This is a genomic window from Bacteroides salyersiae WAL 10018 = DSM 18765 = JCM 12988, from assembly GCF_000381365.1.
GTDB lineage: Bacteria > Bacteroidota > Bacteroidia > Bacteroidales > Bacteroidaceae > Bacteroides > Bacteroides salyersiae.
This window is the reverse complement of sequence record NZ_KB905466.1, coordinates 24392-43414: the sequence shown is the minus strand read 5'-3', so window position 1 is coordinate 43414 and position 19023 is coordinate 24392. Positions and strand designations below refer to the sequence as shown.

Annotated in this window: 13 protein-coding genes and 2 tRNA genes; 10 read left to right on the top strand and 5 right to left on the bottom strand. The window is 42.9% G+C overall.

Going from position 1 to position 19023, the window contains the following annotated elements:
- Window positions 1–42 precede the first annotated feature (42 nt).
- From HMPREF1532_RS00180 to HMPREF1532_RS00155, 6 genes are all read left to right on the top strand, one after another.
- Window positions 43–1959 (top strand): sensor histidine kinase, encoded by a 1917-nt coding sequence (locus HMPREF1532_RS00180; RefSeq protein ID WP_005923132.1) that lies wholly within the window; start codon window positions 43–45, stop codon window positions 1957–1959.
- Window positions 1960–1993: 34 nt separating this feature from the next.
- Entirely contained in the window at window positions 1994–3730 is a 1737-nt protein-coding gene (locus tag HMPREF1532_RS00175; RefSeq protein WP_005923131.1) for a bifunctional metallophosphatase/5'-nucleotidase, read from the top strand.
- Window positions 3731–3851: 121 nt separating this feature from the next.
- Entirely contained in the window at window positions 3852–4319 is a 468-nt protein-coding gene (locus HMPREF1532_RS00170) for a GAF domain-containing protein (RefSeq protein ID WP_005923130.1), read from the top strand.
- 92 nt (window positions 4320–4411) lie between these two features.
- A complete protein-coding gene (locus tag HMPREF1532_RS00165; RefSeq protein WP_005923129.1) occupies window positions 4412–4753 on the top strand; it encodes a hypothetical protein in 342 nt (113 codons plus the stop codon).
- Window positions 4754–4805: 52 nt separating this feature from the next.
- On the top strand, window positions 4806–7139 hold the full coding sequence (locus tag HMPREF1532_RS00160; RefSeq protein WP_044093984.1) for a TonB-dependent receptor: 2334 nt from the start codon (window positions 4806–4808) through the stop codon (window positions 7137–7139).
- Window positions 7140–7378: 239 nt separating this feature from the next.
- Entirely contained in the window at window positions 7379–8260 is an 882-nt protein-coding gene (locus tag HMPREF1532_RS00155) for an AraC family transcriptional regulator (RefSeq protein WP_005923127.1), read from the top strand.
- A 6-nt stretch (window positions 8261–8266) separates the two neighbouring features.
- On the opposite strand, the gene HMPREF1532_RS00150 is transcribed toward HMPREF1532_RS00155, so the two are convergent.
- From HMPREF1532_RS00150 to HMPREF1532_RS00140, 3 genes are all read right to left on the bottom strand, one after another.
- Window positions 8267–8848 carry a Crp/Fnr family transcriptional regulator gene (locus tag HMPREF1532_RS00150; protein WP_005923124.1) on the bottom strand — a complete coding sequence of 194 codons (582 nt, stop codon included), beginning with the start codon at window positions 8846–8848 and terminating at the stop codon, window positions 8267–8269.
- A 609-nt stretch (window positions 8849–9457) separates the two neighbouring features.
- Window positions 9458–9529: transfer RNA gene (locus HMPREF1532_RS00145), tRNA-Glu, on the bottom strand.
- A gap of 65 nt (window positions 9530–9594) precedes the next feature.
- A tRNA-Ser gene (locus tag HMPREF1532_RS00140) sits at window positions 9595–9681 on the bottom strand.
- 642 nt (window positions 9682–10323) lie between these two features.
- Between HMPREF1532_RS00140 and HMPREF1532_RS00135 the strand changes: the two genes are divergently transcribed.
- From HMPREF1532_RS00135 to HMPREF1532_RS00120, 4 genes are all read left to right on the top strand, one after another.
- Window positions 10324–10767 (top strand): hypothetical protein, encoded by a 444-nt coding sequence (locus tag HMPREF1532_RS00135; RefSeq protein ID WP_005923119.1) that lies wholly within the window; start codon window positions 10324–10326, stop codon window positions 10765–10767.
- 79 nt (window positions 10768–10846) lie between these two features.
- On the top strand, window positions 10847–12199 hold the full coding sequence (locus HMPREF1532_RS00130; RefSeq protein WP_005923116.1) for an MATE family efflux transporter: 1353 nt from the start codon (window positions 10847–10849) through the stop codon (window positions 12197–12199).
- 70 nt (window positions 12200–12269) lie between these two features.
- Window positions 12270–13934 carry a putative transporter gene (locus HMPREF1532_RS00125; RefSeq protein WP_005923113.1) on the top strand — a complete coding sequence of 555 codons (1665 nt, stop codon included), beginning with the start codon at window positions 12270–12272 and terminating at the stop codon, window positions 13932–13934.
- 114 nt (window positions 13935–14048) lie between these two features.
- On the top strand, window positions 14049–16043 hold the full coding sequence (locus tag HMPREF1532_RS00120) for a fructose-bisphosphatase class III (RefSeq protein WP_005923110.1): 1995 nt from the start codon (window positions 14049–14051) through the stop codon (window positions 16041–16043).
- 126 nt (window positions 16044–16169) lie between these two features.
- Here the strand turns inward: HMPREF1532_RS00120 and HMPREF1532_RS00115 are convergent, their stop codons facing one another.
- Together HMPREF1532_RS00115 and HMPREF1532_RS00110 are read right to left on the bottom strand one after the other, a co-directional pair.
- On the bottom strand, window positions 16170–17279 hold the full coding sequence (locus HMPREF1532_RS00115; protein ID WP_244266421.1) for an LA_2272 family surface repeat-containing protein: 1110 nt from the start codon (window positions 17277–17279) through the stop codon (window positions 16170–16172).
- Window positions 17280–17329: 50 nt separating this feature from the next.
- Window positions 17330–18862 (bottom strand): sulfatase, encoded by a 1533-nt coding sequence (locus HMPREF1532_RS00110; RefSeq protein WP_005923104.1) that lies wholly within the window; start codon window positions 18860–18862, stop codon window positions 17330–17332.
- Window positions 18863–19023: the final 161 nt, after the last annotated feature.

Sequence of the window (19023 nt, the reverse complement as noted above, 5' to 3'; positions counted from 1 at the left end):
TTTTAGTATATTTGCGGCAACAAAATACATGCAATAAGAATTATGCTGTCATTTACCAGATATGTTTTCTCCTGTCTCTTTACCATCGTCTTTTTTTTGCCGGCGGTGGCTTATGCAGCTCAGGATGCACAGTCTATTCTGATCATTTGCTCTTATAATCCGGCCGCTCATCAAACTTCCGTCACCATCTCCGATTTCATGGATGAATATACCAAATGTGGCGGGAAATACAATATAGAAATTGAGAATATGAACTGCAAGAGTTTCTCTGAATCTCCCAAATGGAAAGGGATGATGCAGCAGATACTTTCCAGATATAAAGGAAATGAACGTCCGGAACTCATTATTTTATTAGGGCAGGAAGCTTGGGCGGCATATTTGTCACAAGAAGACTCGCTGGTGGCAAACATACCTGTCATGTGTAGTCTGACAAGTCGCAATGCGGTTATTCTGCCGGAAGATACTACTGACTTAAAGGAATGGATGCCCGAAACGGTGGATTTCTTTTCGGATCATTTGGGGCATCGAAGGGTAAAGTCCGGTTTTATATATGACTATGACATTGAAGGTAATATTCGTATGATTTTGCATTTTTATCCTGATACACGTCATATCGCTTTCATTTCGGATAACAGTTATGGCGGAGTTGCCATGCAGGCACTTGTCAGGGAGGAAATGAAGAAATTTCCCGGACTCGATCTGATATTATTGGACGGGCGTTCCAATACGATTTATAGCATTATGGATAAGTTTCACCATTTGCCGGAGCATACGGCGGTGATGGTAGGAACCTGGCGGGTGGATATGAATGAGAGTTACTTTATGAGGAATGCCACTTATATGATGATGGAAGCTAATCCTAATGTTCCGGCTTTCGCTCCGGCATCGGTAGGGTTGGGGTATTGGACCATTGGCGGAGTGATTCCTGCTTATCGTCCATTGGGACGTGATATGGCTCGTGAGGCTATCCGCAAATTTGCCAATCCCAATGATACGGCTTGTCATGTGGAAGTGATAGGCAGTAAAAACGTACTTGATTATAAGAAAGTAAAAGAACTGAAACTGGACGTAAAGTCTTTTCCTGCCGATATGGAAATTATCAACCAGCCGGTTTCGTTCTATCAACAATATACTTATCAGATATGGGCTGTTTTTGCAATCCTGATGATTTTGATAGGCGGACTTGTGGTTTCTCTTTTCTTTTATTTCAGAACCAAGCGTTTGAAGGATGACTTGGAGAGGTCGGAAGTCGATTTGCGTGATGCAAAAGACCGTGCAGAAGAGTCTAATCGTCTTAAAAGTGCTTTTTTGGCCAATATGAGTCATGAAATCCGTACACCTCTGAATGCTATCGTAGGTTTCTCTGATGTGTTGACCGACGAAGGTATTTCCAATGAAGAAAGAGAATCTTATTCGGAGATTATAAAATCCAACTCCAGTTTATTGCTGCGGTTGATTAATGACATACTCGATCTCTCTCGTCTGGAAGCTGATAGAGTACAAATGACTTGTGAGGCGTGTGATGTGATTCAAGTGTGCCGGCAAGTGCTGACTTCCGTTGACTTTTCCCGTAAATCGAATAATAAATTTGTATTTGCCAGCGATTATGAGAGTTTTGTATTGACTACGGATGTGCAGCGTTTGCAGCAAGTTATAATTAATTTATTATCCAATGCGGCTAAGTTTACTCAAGACGGGGTTATAACATTGGGCTTTTCGGTGGACGGGGAACAGAAGTTTGCACTCTTTTCCGTAACCGATACCGGTTGTGGAATCCCGAAAGAGAAGCAGAAACTGGTATTCGAGCGTTTTGAAAAATTGAATGAATATGCACAGGGCACAGGATTAGGGCTTTCCATTTGTAAACTTACCGTTGAAAAATGGGGAGGAGAGATATGGGTTGATCCGGATTATACCGGAGGTGCCCGCTTTGTGTTCTCAATGCCCGTGTCGGAGTAGTTTTGTTGCATATTGGAATTTGAATGATATTTTTATGAAAAAGTTTGCTTTTATTTTTGTCGTATTGTTTGGCTTTGCTCTGTCGTTGACAGCGCAGGAACGTGAAGTAAAACTGAAAATCGTACAGACCAGTGATGTACACGGTAATTATTATCCTTATAATTTTATAACTCAAAAGGACTGGGCCGGCAGCTTGGCGCGTGTTCATGCTTTTGTACGGAAAAAACGGGAAATTTATAAAGATAACCTTATTTTGCTGGACAATGGTGATATTTTGCAGGGGCAGCCCACTGCTTATTATTATAATTATATAGATACGGTTTCGCCTCATCTTTGTGCCGAAATGATGAACTACATGGGCTATGATGCGGGCAATATGGGGAATCATGATGTGGAAACCGGCCGCCGGGTGTTCGACCGTTGGATCAGTGAATGTAACTTTCCGGTATTAGGAGCCAATATTATTGATACGGCTACCGGTGAAACTCATTTAAAGCCTTATAAGGTGATGGAACGCGACGGAGTGAAGATAGTCGTATTGGGCATGATTACGCCTGCCATTCCTGCATGGCTGTCAGAGAATTTATGGAAAGGACTGCGTTTCGATGATATGGAGCAGACTGCAAAAAAGTGGATGAAAATTATCCGTGAAAAGGAAAAACCGGATCTTGTTATCGGATTGTTTCATGCCGGGCAGGATGCTTTTTTAATGTCGGGTAAATATAATGAAAATGCATCGTTGAGCGTTGCGAAGAATGTTCCCGGATTTGATATGGTATTGATGGGGCATGATCATGCGCGCGAATGCAAAAAGATTGCGAATGTGGCAGGAGATTCTGTATTGATTATCGATCCGGCAAGCAATGCGGCGGTGGTGTCTAATGTTGATGTGACGATAAAGCTGAAAGACGGGAAAGTGCAGAGTAAAGAGATAAAAGGGGTTCTTTCTGCTACGAAGAATTATGGTGTCAGCGAAGAATTCATGCAGAAATTCGCTCCTCAGTACAATACAGTGGAACAGTTCGTATCCAAAAAGATAGGGACTTTTACCGAAGACATCTCTACCCGCCCGGCTTTTTTCGGTCCGTCGGCTTTCGTTGATTTCATTCACTCGCTGCAACTCGATATTTCCGGTGCAGACATCTCGCTGGTTGCTCCTTTATCATTTGATGCGGAGATTAAGAAAGGGGATATTCATGTGAGCGATATGTTCAATCTTTATAAATATGAGAATATGCTCTATGTGATGACACTCTCGGGAAAAGAAATCAAGGATATTCTTGAAGACTCTTATTATATGTGGACCAATCAGATGAAATCTCCGCAAGATCATTTGTTGTGGTTTAAGGAAAAACGCCGCGAAGGAGCGGAAGATCGGGCATCGTTTCAAAATTTCAGTTTTAATTTTGATTCGGCAGCAGGAATAATCTATACGGTAGATGTGACCAAACCGAAAGGAGCGAAGATCACGGTTGTCAGCATGGCGGATGGCGCACCGTTCGATTTGAATAAAGTATATAAAGTTGCTTTGAATTCATATCGTGGCAATGGGGGAGGAGAACTTTTGACTAAAGGTGCCGGTATCCCCCAAGAACAATTAAAAGACCGTATTATCTTTTCCACGGACAAAGATCTCCGTTTCTATCTGATGAATTATATTGAGAAGAAAGGGACACTCGATCCCCGTGCATTGAATCAATGGAAATTTATTCCTGAAGACTGGACGGGGCCGGCGGCAAAAAGAGACTATAAATACTTATTTAGTGATTAGTGATTTTGTGATAAGTGATTAGTGTCATTCGGCATCATAACGCAGCCTGCCAATCACTTATCACTAACCGTTTGTCACTAATCATTTATCGCTTATCACTAAATTATTAATCACTAACTGCGTGGCTGAGAATTTGAATATTATATCCGGTAGCAAGGAAGAACAGTATGCTTCTTTATTACCCCAGATAAAGTCTCTTATTGAGGGAGAGACAGATCTGATCGCTAATTTGGCTAATGTGACTGCGGCTTTGAAAGAAACTTTTCATTTCTTTTGGGTGGGTTTTTATCTGGTGAAAGAGGATGAGTTGGTGCTTGCACCTTTTCAGGGGCCGATAGCTTGCACGCGTATCCGAAAAGGAAAAGGGGTGTGCGGGACGGCTTGGCGGGAAAAGAGGACTTTGGTAATACCGGATGTCGATGCGTTTCCGGGACATATTGCTTGCAGTTCTCTTTCACGATCAGAGATTGTAGTGCCTTTGATGAAAGAAGGTGAAGTGTGGGGAGTTTTGGATATCGATAGTGAGTTATTGGGTATGTTCGATGAGATTGATAAAGAATATCTTGAACAACTTTGCGGCTATTTATGAATCTATTGTTAAAATAGTCATTTTTTATTTAAAATCCTTCCAAATAATACTTATCTTTGCACTTTCAATTTTAAACAAAGAGAGTATAACAGGTGAGACGTGTAAAAAGAGTTCTATCATCCCTTCTGTTGCTGACGCTATTTATTGTATATCAGGTGAGCATTACGATGTTTACCCATGTACACTATGTAAATGGAGTCATGGTAGTACATTCTCACCCCAGTCATGGCAAACATACCCACTCTAAAATTGAAGTTGTAATCATTGCCCGTCTGTCCTCATTTCATTCATTGGAGGCAGATGCGCCTATCCATATAGAAGCGATACGTCCGTTGCTTTACTGCTTGCAGCAGCAAACGGATATTCCTGTTATGCCGGAGACACACATGCGTGTAGTGTCTCTTCGTGCTCCGCCGGTAGTAAGAATAGGATAAATATTCATTTTTTCTTACTTATACATTATACATATCTATTTTTTATATCAGAATGAAGAAATCTATCATCCTGCTCATGCTTTTGTGCCTGAGCATGATTACTTATGCCGTCAATCCTATTAAGGAAGGCAATATGATTTCCGGCCACGTTATTGTGAAAGGAACCGAAGAGAATATCCCTTATGCTACGATACGCATTATCAGTTATAACGGAGGAAGTGTCCCCGATAAATACCGTGCATCGGGTGCCGTGTCTAATGATGAGGGGCAATTTGAATTTCGTCATCTTACCCCGGGTGAATATACTTTGCAAGTGCAGGCGATGGGGTATAAGACCCAGCAAAAGAGTGTGACAGTCAGCAAGGATTTTACGGCCGTTCTCCATTTTCAGATGGAAGAGGAAAGTTTTATGACTGATGAAGTTGTTGTATCGGCCAATCGCAATGAAGTGAACCGTCGTGAGGCTCCCGTAGTGGTCAATGTGATGAGCGCCAAACTTTTTGAGGCGGTAAATTCTACTGATCTTGCAAAGTCGTTGAATTTTCAGTCCGGGCTTCGCGTGGAAAACAACTGTCAGAACTGTGGCTTTCCGCAAGTGCGTATCAATGGTCTGGAGGGACCTTATTCTCAGATATTGATAAATAGCCGTCCGATTATCAGTGCCCTTTCCGGGGTGTATGGACTGGAACAGATTCCGGTAAATATGATCGAGCGGGTAGAAGTCGTGCGTGGCGGCGGGTCGGCTTTGTTTGGTGCCAATGCCGTGGGAGGAACGATTAATATTATCACAAAAGATCCTGTCAGCAACTCTTTTCAGGTATCCAGTATGATGTCGAACATGAACGGTAAGTCTTGGGAACAATACATGGGGGGGAATGTCTCGCTGGTAGCCAAGGATAATAGTTACGGTATTGCTCTTTATGAGACATATCGCAACCGTAATCCGTATGATGCTGATGGAGACGGCTTTTCCGAATTGGGAAAACTGAATATGAATACTTTCGGGATGCGTGCTTACTACCGTCCGTCTTACAATAGCCGTATTAATATAGAATACCACACCACCAACGAGTTCCGTCGTGGTGGGAATAAGTTTGACTTGCAACCGCATGAAACGGATATTACCGAACAGACCAAACACATTATCAATAGCGGTGGTTTGAGTTACGATCATTATTGGAACGAGGCAAAACACAAAATGTCTTTATATGGCTCTATTCAACATACGGATCGTAACAGTTATTACGGTGCGCAACAGAATACCCAGGCCTATGGTAAGACAAAAGATCTGACTTGGGTGTTGGGTGGCATGTATGTAGGTCAGATGGATAATTGTTTCTTTGCTCCTGCAACCTTTACCGGTGGTTTCGAATATCAAGACAACTCGTTACACGATGTTATGACCGGCTATCACCGTGATATGAAACAGAACGTCCGTGTGGCAGGAACTTTCATCCAAAACGAGTGGCGTATGAATCAGTTGGCAATGCTCGTCGGATTGCGTATGGATAAACATAATCTGATTGACAAGCTTATTTTTAGTCCGCGTGTGAACTTGCTTTATAAGCCTACTGATAAATTTCAGGCACGTCTGACTTATTCTACCGGTTTCCGTGCTCCGCAGGCTTATGACGAGGACCTGCATGTTACAGCCGTAGGAGGTGAGGGCATTCAGATAAAACTGGCCGATAACCTTCGTGAAGAACGTTCTAACAGTTATAGTGGCTCTGTAGACTGGACTTTACCAATCGGGCACTGGCAGGCGAATATTCTGCTTGAAGGATTTTATACGGATTTGCGTCATGTATTCATGCTTACTAATATCGGTGAGGATGAAAACGGAGATATTATTAAAGAACGCCGTAACGCACATGGTGCCCGTGTGTATGGTGCAAACCTCGATGCAAAGATTGCCCACGGACGTGAAGCGCAATTCCAGTTAGGATTTACGGCACAACGTAGCCGCTATACCCGGGATGTAGTGTGGCGTGAGGAAACTGAGGAGGGGCTTCCCAATCTGACTACCCGCCGTATGCCTCGTACTCCGGATTATTACGGATATTTCACGTTTACTTCTGCACCGACGAATCATTTTGATTTTTCTTTGTCGGGTACTTATACCGGGAAAATGATTGTGCCTCATATGGCCGGTTATATTGATGAAGACCGTATGGAAAATACTCCCCAGTTCTTTGATCTTAATCTGAAACTGAATTATACCTTTATATTGCATGACCACATCAAATTACAACTGAATGCAGGGGTACAGAATATCTTTAATAGTTTCCAGAAAGATCTGGATAAGGGTGAATTTCGTGATTCCGGCTATTTTTATGGCCCCACGCAACCGAGGACTTATTTTATCGGCGTTAAGATAACGAATTGATTTATGCCGATAGGATATTTTCTGCATGATTCTCAAAAAAGGTAATGCAGGCCAGTGAAAAGTGCGATGTCATTCTCTTGTGAATGCATCGCACTTTTTTATTTAAGAATCAGAAAATGAACATTGTATAGAGGATAATAAAGAATTTATCTTTAGGATTGTTCAGATTTCCTAATAAATGGAGAAATGGGATAGTATTAATGGAATTTATATATATATTTGCGAAAAAATACGATAAAATGGATAATGAAGTAATCCCACAAGTGAACATCTCTTCTGAGCACGGACTGCGGAAGATAGATTTTATAGACAATGATTTTGCTATATTCAACGATGCTTGGGATATTCCTATGGATGAATATCCAAACCGTATTAATGCGGCCGTAATAGCGGTTTGTCTTGCCGGTGAAGGTACCGTTTGCATAAATTTGCAGGAATACAAACTGACTGCCGGCAATTTATTGATGACCCTTCCTGAGCAGATTATTCAAAGTTTAGGTAGAAGCGATGACTTTTCCGGTGTTTTTATTGCTGTCTCACCACAGTTTATCGACCGGACTTTTACACAAATGAAAGAACTGCTCTCCTTTATGTTTTATATCAAAGAACACCCTTGTATCCCTCTGAACAAAGAGGAGCAGGAGTGTATGATGGAATATCACTCTTTTTTATGGAAAAAAGTAAAGATGAGAGATAATGCATTCCGTAAGGAGATAGCGAAAGGTATTATTGCTGCTATGTTCTATGATATCTATAATTTCTGCCGCAAGCACATGCCTGCGAATGAGATTCGCCCTAAGAGCCGGAAGGAAGAACTTTTTGAGAAATTTATGCGTGAAGTTTCCGCCAATTATAAAATAGATCGTTCGGTGACGTTTTATGCCAATAAACTGTGTCTTACTCCTAAACATCTTTCGGGTGTGGTGAAAGAGGTGAGTGGCAAGACGGCCGGTGAGTGGATTGATAATTTTGTAATTTTGGAAGCTCGTGCCTTATTGAAGTCCTCTGAAATGAGTGTACAGGAAATAGCCGAATACCTCCATTTTGCCAATCAGTCTTTCTTTGGTAAATACTTCAAGCATTATGTAGGTATGTCTCCTAAAGAATACAGGCGGAGCTAAGCAAGCTTATAATACTCCCGAACGAACCCGGCTCAATGTTTCCGGAGTCATCAGCAGGTACGAAGCAATGTGTGACAGAGGTGCACGCTTGATAATTTCCGGATGATGTTCAAGCAATAAATTATAGCGTTCTCTTGCCGTTTCAAAACGCCAGGAGTCCGCTTTTACTTGTGAAACGATCAATGAATATTCCAGCACCTTTCTGTAGAACAGATTGATCTCCGGGCATGTTTCCAGTAATTTTTGCAATACTGTATAAGGAAAAAGATATATAACCGATTGTTCCAATGCTTCCACCATCAGCCGGGTGGGCTCTTGCTTGAGAAGACTTTCGATGCACATCACTATACAACCTTCATAAGAAAAGTGTTCGGTTACGTCTTTACCATTTTTATAATAGAATTGGCGAACCATACCTTTCCCTACAAATATCAGATCGTGTGCTATTTGTCCCTCGTTCAGGATAATCTCACCTTTATTTACGTTTTTGCGTATCAAGACTTCTGCCAGTTGCTGGCGTCCTTCTTTACTCATTTCTGGAAATCTGGAATTAACTACAGCGTCTACTGTTTCTTTTAATATGTCCATAGCGTCTTCTGATATCTTATTATTGGGTTGTGTTTGCAAAAGTACAAAAACGCTTGACGTAAATCAATAAATAGGGATAAAAAGATTTGTTTTTGCTTTAGATCAATTCGTTTTATTTTCAGACCGGTTACATTTGCATCGTTTTCAAAAGGTACACACAAATATAAGATTAGTTATGAAAAAGGTAATTAGATTGTTAGGTAAAATCGGACAAGCTGATCCGATGATTTGGGGATATGTAATGTTACATTGATTGTTCCCCTTTTTGATTAAAAACAGTTAGTTTTAGGTATTAGTTAAATTATTAGTTATGAAAAAGGTAAAAAGTGCATTTGTCTGGTTTATTGAACGGACAAATAACAATGCCGGCAGTGTATGGGGCTTTTAAAGCTATCCCCATACTTGTTTTTAATTAGGACTTGATTGAAATTATCGTTAAAGAGGGGCTGTTTTTAATAATGGCTCCTCTTTTTGTTTAGTGATTATCGTAAGATTTTATTTGCTATCAAATTTAATAGAGTAAACCGGAATACAATAGAATACGAGTGATATATTGGAAAATAAATAAAAAAGCCCCTTAGTTTAACTAAAGAGCTGATTTTCATTTTGTAGTGGGTACGAGAATCGAACTCGTATTACATGCGTGAGAGGCATGTGTCCTAACCGTTAGACGAACCCACCGATTTGAGATTTAAAAAGAGCCAAGTTTTATAACTTAGCTCTTTTTTGTTCTTTTGAGAATTTTGCGGAAGCTGGGGGATTCGAACCCCCGGTACGGTTACCCGTACGTCAGTTTAGCAAACTGGTGGTTTCAGCCACTCACCCAAACTTCCTTGAACCCGCATTCTCTCTCAAATGCGGTGCAAATATAGGGGGAAGTTTTGGACTATGCAAAACTTTTTGAAAGATTTTTTTCTACTATTTTTTCTGATTATCGTTAATTGTCTATGTTTCAAATGTTAAACAGTGAATTTTTTTTAGTTGTTTTTTATGATGGGTGGGAGGAGCTTATTGATAATATGAGAAGAAAGACTGTTTAAAGAAAAAATAATTTATAGGTTGGAGTTGTAAACTATCTATTTTCTTCTTTTAGTAATGGTGTTTATAAGCGATGGGTACTCTGCTCTGTCTTTATAATTGCTATACTCATCTAAAAAATAAGTACTTTACAGGCATAAAAAAAGGCTATCTATCCCAGACAGCCAATCTTTTTGTTAACCTTAAATCTAATACTATGAAAAACACATTGCAAATATACGTACTTTCTATAGAATAGCAAATAATCGGACTGTAAATCATTGTATTATAATATAAATTAAGATTTTATACGGTCTTCTTAACTCTTTGTAGCAGAAAAGGGAGAATTCCCGCTTAAGATTAGGTTATTCCCCCGCTAAAAGTAGGATTTTTCTTTTTTCAGAGATCAAACCTTTACCTACTTTTGTTTTATACGAAACACTTTAAAAAGAAAGATTATGAAAACAAAAACTATGAAATATTTTAAATCGGTACTATTGGTTTTGGCTATGGTAAGTCTGGCTGCTTGTGAAGTGGCAATCGATGGCTTTTATGACGATGATAACATAGGTGGCGGTTATTACAACAAGTCGCGTGAGTTGTGCAGTCGTACTTGGGTAAGATCTTATTATAATATAGATGGTTACTACTGCCGTCAGGAGATCGATTTTTATCTGGACAGGACCGGGATCGATTATATTCGTGTACAATATCCCAATGGTGGAATATCTGAAAATGAATACCGTTTCAGATGGAATTGGGAAGACTCGTCACAATCATCTCTTCGCATGATGTATGCTCCGAATGATATTTCCTATCTGGATGAAGTAAGAATCTGGGGGGATCAATTGACAGGCTATTGGGATGGTTGGGATAATTATGTGGTATTCAGGGGGAGATGACCGTTGTTTATTTGACGTAAATCAATTTACGGTTCCATTGATTTTGAATACCTTTGCACCCCGAAAATAAAGGGTAAAGGTGACACACAGAATACAACAGGAGAGCGTAAAGAGAAGGCTGGTCAAGCTGGCTGCTCCTATCTTTGTAGAGACATTGCTGATAATGATGCTTGGTGCGGTGGATACCATCATGTTGAGCCGTCATTCCGATAGCAGCGTTGCTGCGGTTGGAGTTGTCAATCAGATTATCATGTTGACATTCCTGGTGTTTGAGGTAATCAATTTGGGGACGTCCGTTTTATGTTCCCAGTATTTGGGTGCCAAACTCCAGAAGAAGGTAGTGCAGGTAGTAGGTGTCTCATTGCTGGTGAATCTGGTTGTAGGGGGAGTTATCAGCCTTTTCCTCTGTTTAATGAATACTACTATACTCGGATGGATGGGGCTTGGCCCGGAATTGATGTCCGATGGAGCCGATTATATGCGTATTGTTGGTGCTTTTGCTTTCTTTCAGGCGATATCTCTCACTTTGTCTGCATCCCTCCGCAGTGCGAACAAGGCCATTTATCCGATGCTTGTGACGGTGGTCGTCAATATTCTCAATATCATAGGAAATTATTCATTGATTTTCGGTAAGTTCGGTTTTCCCGAACTTGGAGTAGAAGGGGCTGCTATCTCGACGGCATTCAGTCGGGGAGTATCGATGGTGATTTTATTTATAATCCTTTTCCGCAAACATATCCATCGCTTTCCGTTGGCCTATTTCCGGCCTTTTCCCTGGATAGAACTGAGAAATCTGATGAAGGTCGGGTTACCCTCGGCCGGCGAACAGCTTTCTTATAGCTCTTCGCAAGTGGTAATCACTTTTTTTATTAATATGTTGGGAGTTGAAGCGTTGGCCACCCGTACCTATTGCGTCAATATTATAATGTTTGTCTATCTGTTTAGTATTTCGATGGCTCAGGGAGGGGCTATCTGCATCGGCCATTTGATAGGGGAGAAGAAGCCCCGTGCCGCTTTTCTGTTAGGAAAGTATGTCATGAAAAAATCGGTGATGATTACTTTTATTCTCTCTTGTATCCTTGCCGTTTTCGGACATACCATTCTGAGTTGGCTGACTGTTAATCCCGATATTATCCGTATGGGAGTTATTGTGCTTATCATAGATACCGTTCTCGAGATAGGGCGCCCCATCAACATTTTTGCCACTAATGCGCTACGGGCGGCAGGCGATGTGAATTACCCTTTCTATGTGGGGTTGATCGTAATGTGGAGCGTGGCAGTAGGCGGAGGTTATCTGTTTGGTGTTCACTGGGCTTGGGGATTGTGTGGAATGTGGGTTGCTTTTTTACTGGACGAAAACATCCGGGGAATTATTTTTGTCCGTCGTTGGTATAGCATGAAATGGGTACATAAAAGTTTTGTACAGGCATAAAATGTTCCTATCTTTGCAGCGAAATAGCGCGTCCGTCTGCCAATCGGTACGCGTCGAATAATTATTATTTATGGAATGGTTATATAGTCTATTCATCGAGCATTCTGCTTTGCAGGCCGTAGTCGTACTTTCACTAATATCCGCCATCGGGTTGGGGTTGGGCAAAATACATATCTGCGGTATATCCCTTGGAGTGACTTTCGTGTTTTTTGCCGGCATTCTTGCCGGTCATTTCGGTCTTTCGGTAGATGCACAGATGCTGAACTATGCAGAAAGTTTCGGCCTTATCATCTTTGTTTATGCTTTGGGGTTGCAGGTCGGTCCGGGTTTCTTCAGTTCTTTTCGTAAAGGTGGAGTAACGTTGAATATGCTGGCGCTTGCAGTAGTGCTGCTGGGCACATTGCTTACGGTGATATGTAGCTATACGACCGGCGTTTCTCTGCCGAATATGGTGGGCATTCTTTGCGGTGCCACTACCAACACCCCTGCCTTGGGTGCGGCGCAACAAACCTTGAAGCAGATGGGCATGGAAAGCAGTACTCCCGCTTTGGGGTGTGCAGTGGCTTATCCGTTAGGGGTGATCGGGGTGATTCTTGCCGTATTGCTTATTCGCAAAGCGCTGGTGCGTAAGCAAGATCTGGAAGTCAAGGAGAAAGACGATAACAATAAAACATATATTGCTGCTTTTCAAGTGCACAATCCGGCCATTTTTAATAAGAGCATTAAAGATATTGCTCACATGAGCTATCCCAAGTTTGTGATTTCCCGTTTGTGGCGGGATGGCAATGTAAGTATTCCCACCTCTGAAAAGATTTTAAAAGAGGGAGACCGCTTGCTGGTCGTTACTTCCGAGAAAGATGCACTGGCACTGACCGTCCTCTTCGGCGAACAGGAAAATACGGATTGGAATAAGGAAGACATCGATTGGAATGCCATCGACAGTCAGCTCATCTCACAACGTATCGTAGTGACTCGCCCCGAACTGAATGGTAAAAAATTAGGTGCGCTCCGTTTGCGCAACCATTACGGCATTAATATCAGCCGTGTCTATCGGTCGGGCGTACAATTGCTTGCTACTCCGGAACTGACGCTGCAATTAGGCGACCGGTTGACCGTGGTAGGAGAGGCGGCCGCTATCCAAAATGTAGAAAAGGTTTTGGGTAATGCAGTGAAGAGTTTGAAAGAACCGAATCTGGTCGCTGTATTTATCGGTATCATTTTAGGATTGGCCCTTGGAGCCATTCCGATCTCCATTCCGGGCGTCAGTGCTCCGGTGAAGTTAGGTTTGGCGGGTGGTCCTATTATTGTAGGTATCCTTATCGGTACATTCGGGCCGCGTATGCATATGATTACCTATACCACTCGCAGTGCCAATCTGATGCTTCGTGCATTAGGATTATCCATGTATCTGGCTTGTCTTGGACTGGACGCAGGAGCGCATTTCTTCGATACTGTATTTCGTCCCGAAGGGCTGTTATGGATTGGTCTTGGTGCCGGATTGACTATTATTCCTACGGTAATCGTGGGAGCCGTTGCCTTTAAGATAATGAAAATAGATTTCGGCTCGGTTTCCGGTATGCTATGTGGAAGCATGGCCAATCCGATGGCTTTGAATTATGTGAATGATACCATTCCGGGAGATAATCCCTCGGTTGCTTATGCCACAGTGTATCCGTTGTGCATGTTTTTGCGTGTAATAATCGCCCAGATATTGCTCATGTTCCTGTTGGGCTGAAACCGTGTTGATAATTGCCGCACTGTAATGGCGAAAGAATAAAAAAACGGAAAAACAAGAACCATATAGAAGTAATTTCAATTGTAAATAGTAAATCGTTCAATCGTAAATATAATGACTGCCCAAAGTAATATAACCCCTGAAAGCATTATTAGTGACTTGCGTTACCTGCAATTGCTGTCGCGTAGTTTTCCCACCATTGCTGATGCCAGCACGGAAATCATTAACCTTGAAGCAATTTTGAATCTTCCCAAAGGCACCGAGCATTTTCTGACAGACATTCACGGTGAATATGAAGCGTTTCAGCATGTATTGAAGAATGCTTCCGGCGCGGTGAAGCGAAAAGTCAACGAAATTTTCGGCAATACGCTCCGTGAGTCGGAGAAGAAAGAGATCAGTACGCTGATTTATTATCCCGAAGAGAAACTGCAACTGGTCAAGGCGCGGGAGAAAGACCTTGACGATTGGTATCTGATCACCCTTAACCAATTGGTGAAGGTATGCCAGAACGTATCTTCCAAGTACACCCGTTCCAAAGTGCGTAAGTCCTTGCCTAAAGAGTTCTCATATATCATCCAGGAACTGTTGCACGAATCGAGCATCGAACCCAACAAGCATGCCTATATCAATGTAATTATCAGTACGATCATTACCACCAAGCGGGCAGATGCCTTTATTATTGCCATGTGCAATTTGATTCAGCGCCTCACGATCGACTCACTACACATTGTGGGAGATATCTATGACCGTGGTCCCGGTGCACATATCATTATGGATACCTTGTGCGATTATCACAATTTCGATATTCAATGGGGGAATCACGACATCCTCTGGATGGGTGCTGCATCCGGCAATACGAGTTGTATGGCAAATGTCATCCGTATGTCCATGCGTTATGGAAACTTAGGTACGCTCGAAGACGGATACGGCATCAATCTTCTTCCCTTGGCTACATTTGCCATGGATACTTATGCCGATGATCCTTGTACTATTTTCGCTCCTAAAATGAACTTTGCGGATTCTGCTTATAACGAAAAGACTTTGCGGCTCATCACGCAGATGCACAAGGCGATTACGATTATTCAGTTTAAACTGGAAGCGGATATCATCAACCGCCGTCCGGAATTTGGCATGGAGAACCGGAAGCTGTTGGAGAAGATCGATTTTGAGCGCGGTGTTTTTGTTTATGAAGGTAAGGAGTACGAGATGCGTGATACGAACTTCCCGACAGTAGATCCGAAAGATCCGTATCGCCTGACGGATGAAGAAAAAGAACTGGTAGATAAGTTGCACTATTCGTTCATGAATAGTGAAAAGCTGAAAAAGCACATGCGTTGTCTGTTTACCTATGGCGGCATGTATCTGGTATGTAATTCTAACCTTTTGTATCATGCTTCCGTGCCTTTGAACGAGGATGGCAGTTTCAAGCGTGTCAATATCCGAGGAAAGGAATATTGGGGTAAGAAACTGATGGACAAGATCGACCAGCTGATCCGTACTGCTTATTTTGACGAAGACGGCGATGAAGAAAAACTTTTCGCCATGGATTATATCTGGTATATGTGGTGTGGGCCGGATGCCCCGTCGTTCGATAAAGACAAGATGGCAACCTTTGAGCGTTATTTCATTGCGGACAAGGCACTGCATAAAGAGAAGAAGGGATATTATTATACGCTGCGTGATAATGAAAAAATATGCGACCGGATTTTAGAAGAATTTGGAGTTACCGGTGTGCATACTCATATTATCAACGGGCATGTACCCGTAAAAACGATCAAAGGCGAACAGCCGATGAAAGCGGGAGGCAAGCTGCTTGTGATCGATGGCGGGTTCTCGAAAGCCTATCAACCGGAAACCGGTATTGCCGGATATACATTGGTTTATCACTCCCACGGCCTGCAATTAGTGCAGCATGAACCGTTTCAGTCTACACAGAAAGCCATAGAAGAGGGGCAGGATATCAAATCGACCACTTTTGTAATCGAGTTTAATTCTCAACGTATGATGGTGAAAGATACGGATAAGGGAAAAGAATTGGTAACGCAAATCCAGGATTTGAAAAAATTGCTGGTGGCGTATAGGACGGGGTTGATAAAGGAAAAGCAGTAAAAAGGGAAAGCCTCTCCCCAGCCCTCTCCGTGGGAGAGGGAGGAAGAAATGCTACTATTTATTTGTTAATTGATTGCTGAAGCTGACTCAGCTCCCTCTCCTACGGAGAGGGTTGGGGAGAGGCTTCTAAAACAGTACGACTCCTGCTTCTGCGATTACTCCTTTGTCATAAGTGACATCTCTGTTGTAATAGCGGCTTCCTCCATAACCTCCGGTTGCAAAAATACCGAACTTCTTTGTAATCTGATATTCCAGATTCAGGCGTGCCTGCAAGCCGTATAGGCGCGCCGGAATACCGTAATCTTTATTTTTAAAGGTTTCGATGTGTTGGTATCCCAAATCGCCGCTGATGGTCAGGTCTTTCCATAAAGGCAGCCAGATACCGCCGCGATAAAACAATGAAGCGGAGAATTTATCGCTAAAGTCGAGATAATGCGTACCGGCACCTACGATGGTGTAGAATAATTTATTCTTGAACCGGGCACCTATGTTGATTTTGGTGGCATTTCCGCCAAAGACCATCATTTGTACTCTTGTGTCGGGGTTGGCGTTGACAAGTCCCAACTGAAACCCCTTCATCTCTTCTTTATAGTAATTCACCAAACCGATTTGCAATCCTTTCACTTTCGTCGCGTAGTTACCTAAACCTATCTGCACACCGTTCATGCGCGAAGCCACTATATTGGCAAGCCCTGTCAGTTGCACGCCGTTCAGATTCTCGCCTACTACGTTCAATAATCCTCCGGCCATTATTCCATTAAAAGTAGAACCTGTGATATTGGCGAGTCCGGATAGCTGTGCACCACCGGCTTTATCGCCCGATATGTTCATCACACCGCTTGCCATTATACCGTAAGTATGGTCACCGCTGATATTGGTCAGCCCGGAGAACAACACTCCTTTGCTTTCGTTACCGGCGATGTTGACAAGTCCCGTAGCCGAGAATCCTACCATGTTGTTGCCGTTAATGTTGCTGATTGCAGAGAGTTGCAGGCCGCGCATGCTTCCACCCACCATATTGGCAAGTCCCGATGCCTGTATGCCGTTCATGTTGTGGCTGATAACACTTCCGAATGCATTGAAGCCTGCACCGTTTAGCCGGTTCATAGCCGACAGGATACCCAAATTGAAATAGGTAGTCTGGGCACTGTCTGCGGGTTGTGTGCTGACTCCCTTCCATATGGACAGATTGATACCTGCACTCTTGTTTTGTGCAGACAATGTACTGCCTGCCATCAAAAACAATGCAAGGGATAGAAATAGTTTTCTTTTATTCATTCTTCTTTTTATTTAATTTCGTCCGGCCATGGTGCAGGTTGTTGTGTTGCACGCAATGTAGGTCGTTGAGCGTTCACCGAACGAAGATAGTTACTTAATTTTCCTGCCAGTTGTTTTACGATGCGTGGCTTTTGAGCTGCCAGATCATGTTTCTCGCTGATATCGTTGGGAATATTGAATAGTTCCCTTTTACCGGAATCAAAGTAATACACCAGTTTCCAGTCTCCCGAACGGATGGCACAGGTTGCGCCGATTCCCGGTCCCGAAGGCCCCCAGCTATGCGGATAGTGCCAGTAGATATCTCTATCTTTCATCTTGCCTTTTCCGGTGAGTAGCGGCATAAAGCTGATGCCGTCCCGTTGTTGTATTGTTTGGTAGTCCGATATTCCTGCTATCTCCAATATGGAAGGGAAGAAATCTTCTATCATCAGATAACGGTCGCATTTGCTTCCGGGTTTTACTGTACCCGGCCAGCTTACGATCATCGGTTCCCGTACGCCTCCTTCATAGGCAGAACCTTTACCACTGTTGAGTGGGTAGTTCTGTGTATGGAGCTGTCCGGCACGCGTATGTGCGGCCAGTCCGCCGTTGTCCGACATAAATAGAATGACGGTGTTTTCCTGTAGGTTCTTCTCTTCCAGATAGTCCATAAGGTCGCCTAAGCTTTTATCCATCCCTTCCACAAGAGTGGCATAAGCGGCTTCTACCGGCGGCAGCCCTTTGTCGATGTACTTCTGATAGAAGCGCATGTCCGGTTGTATCGGTGTATGTACGGCATAATGAGCCATATACAGAAAAAATGGTTTGTCGCTTTTTTGTGCATCATCCAATGCCTTTTCCGCTTCCAGCGTGAGTGCTTCGCTAAGGAATGTATCTGTGCCGTGATATTTCTCCAATCCCGGTACGGCAGCCGGCGGATTCTTTCTATCGGTTTTATTCCCGAAATTCTCTTTTCCGTAATAGCTGGCAGGAGAGCCGGCCGCATGCCCGGCTATATTCACTTCGAACCCCATTCTCAACGGGTCTTCTCCCGGGGTATCTATGGCTCCGAAATGAGCCTTTCCACAATGTATGGTGTGATAGCCGTTTTCTTTCAATACTTGCGCCAATGTCGTCACTTGAGTGGTGCGCTCTATTCCCGGTTCCTGGCATATGCCGTTTACATTCCATTCCGGATATATCAGCACAGAGTCCGGTTGTTCGTGTGTCTTGTTTTTATGCAGTGTCCAACTGGTCACCCGGTGTCGTGCCGCATTCATTCCGGTAAACAGGCTGACGCGGCTTGGCGAACTTACACTACAGGCATACGCTTGCGTAAACATCATGCCTTGTGCCGCCAGGCGCTCCATATTGGGCGTCTCATAAATGTCATTGTAATGTGTACGTTGCGTCCAAAAGGGCAGAGAGGTGTCTTGCCACCCCATATCGTCTACCAGAAACATAATGATATTGGGATGTTTCTGAGTTTCTGCCGCTTGGGCTTCACCCGTTATGCCACATATCGGGAGTATGGCCGCCGATAATAACAGTTTGTTTCTCATAATTAATAATGTTTCAATGTGCCAATATGCCAATGTGCCAATGAGGTAATGCATCAATGTGCCAATGCGTCGATGCACCAATATATCAATGTGCCAATTAACTGTGCTATTATTCTGAATGGTAATCAGCGCATTAACACATTATTCAATTCCCTCCATTA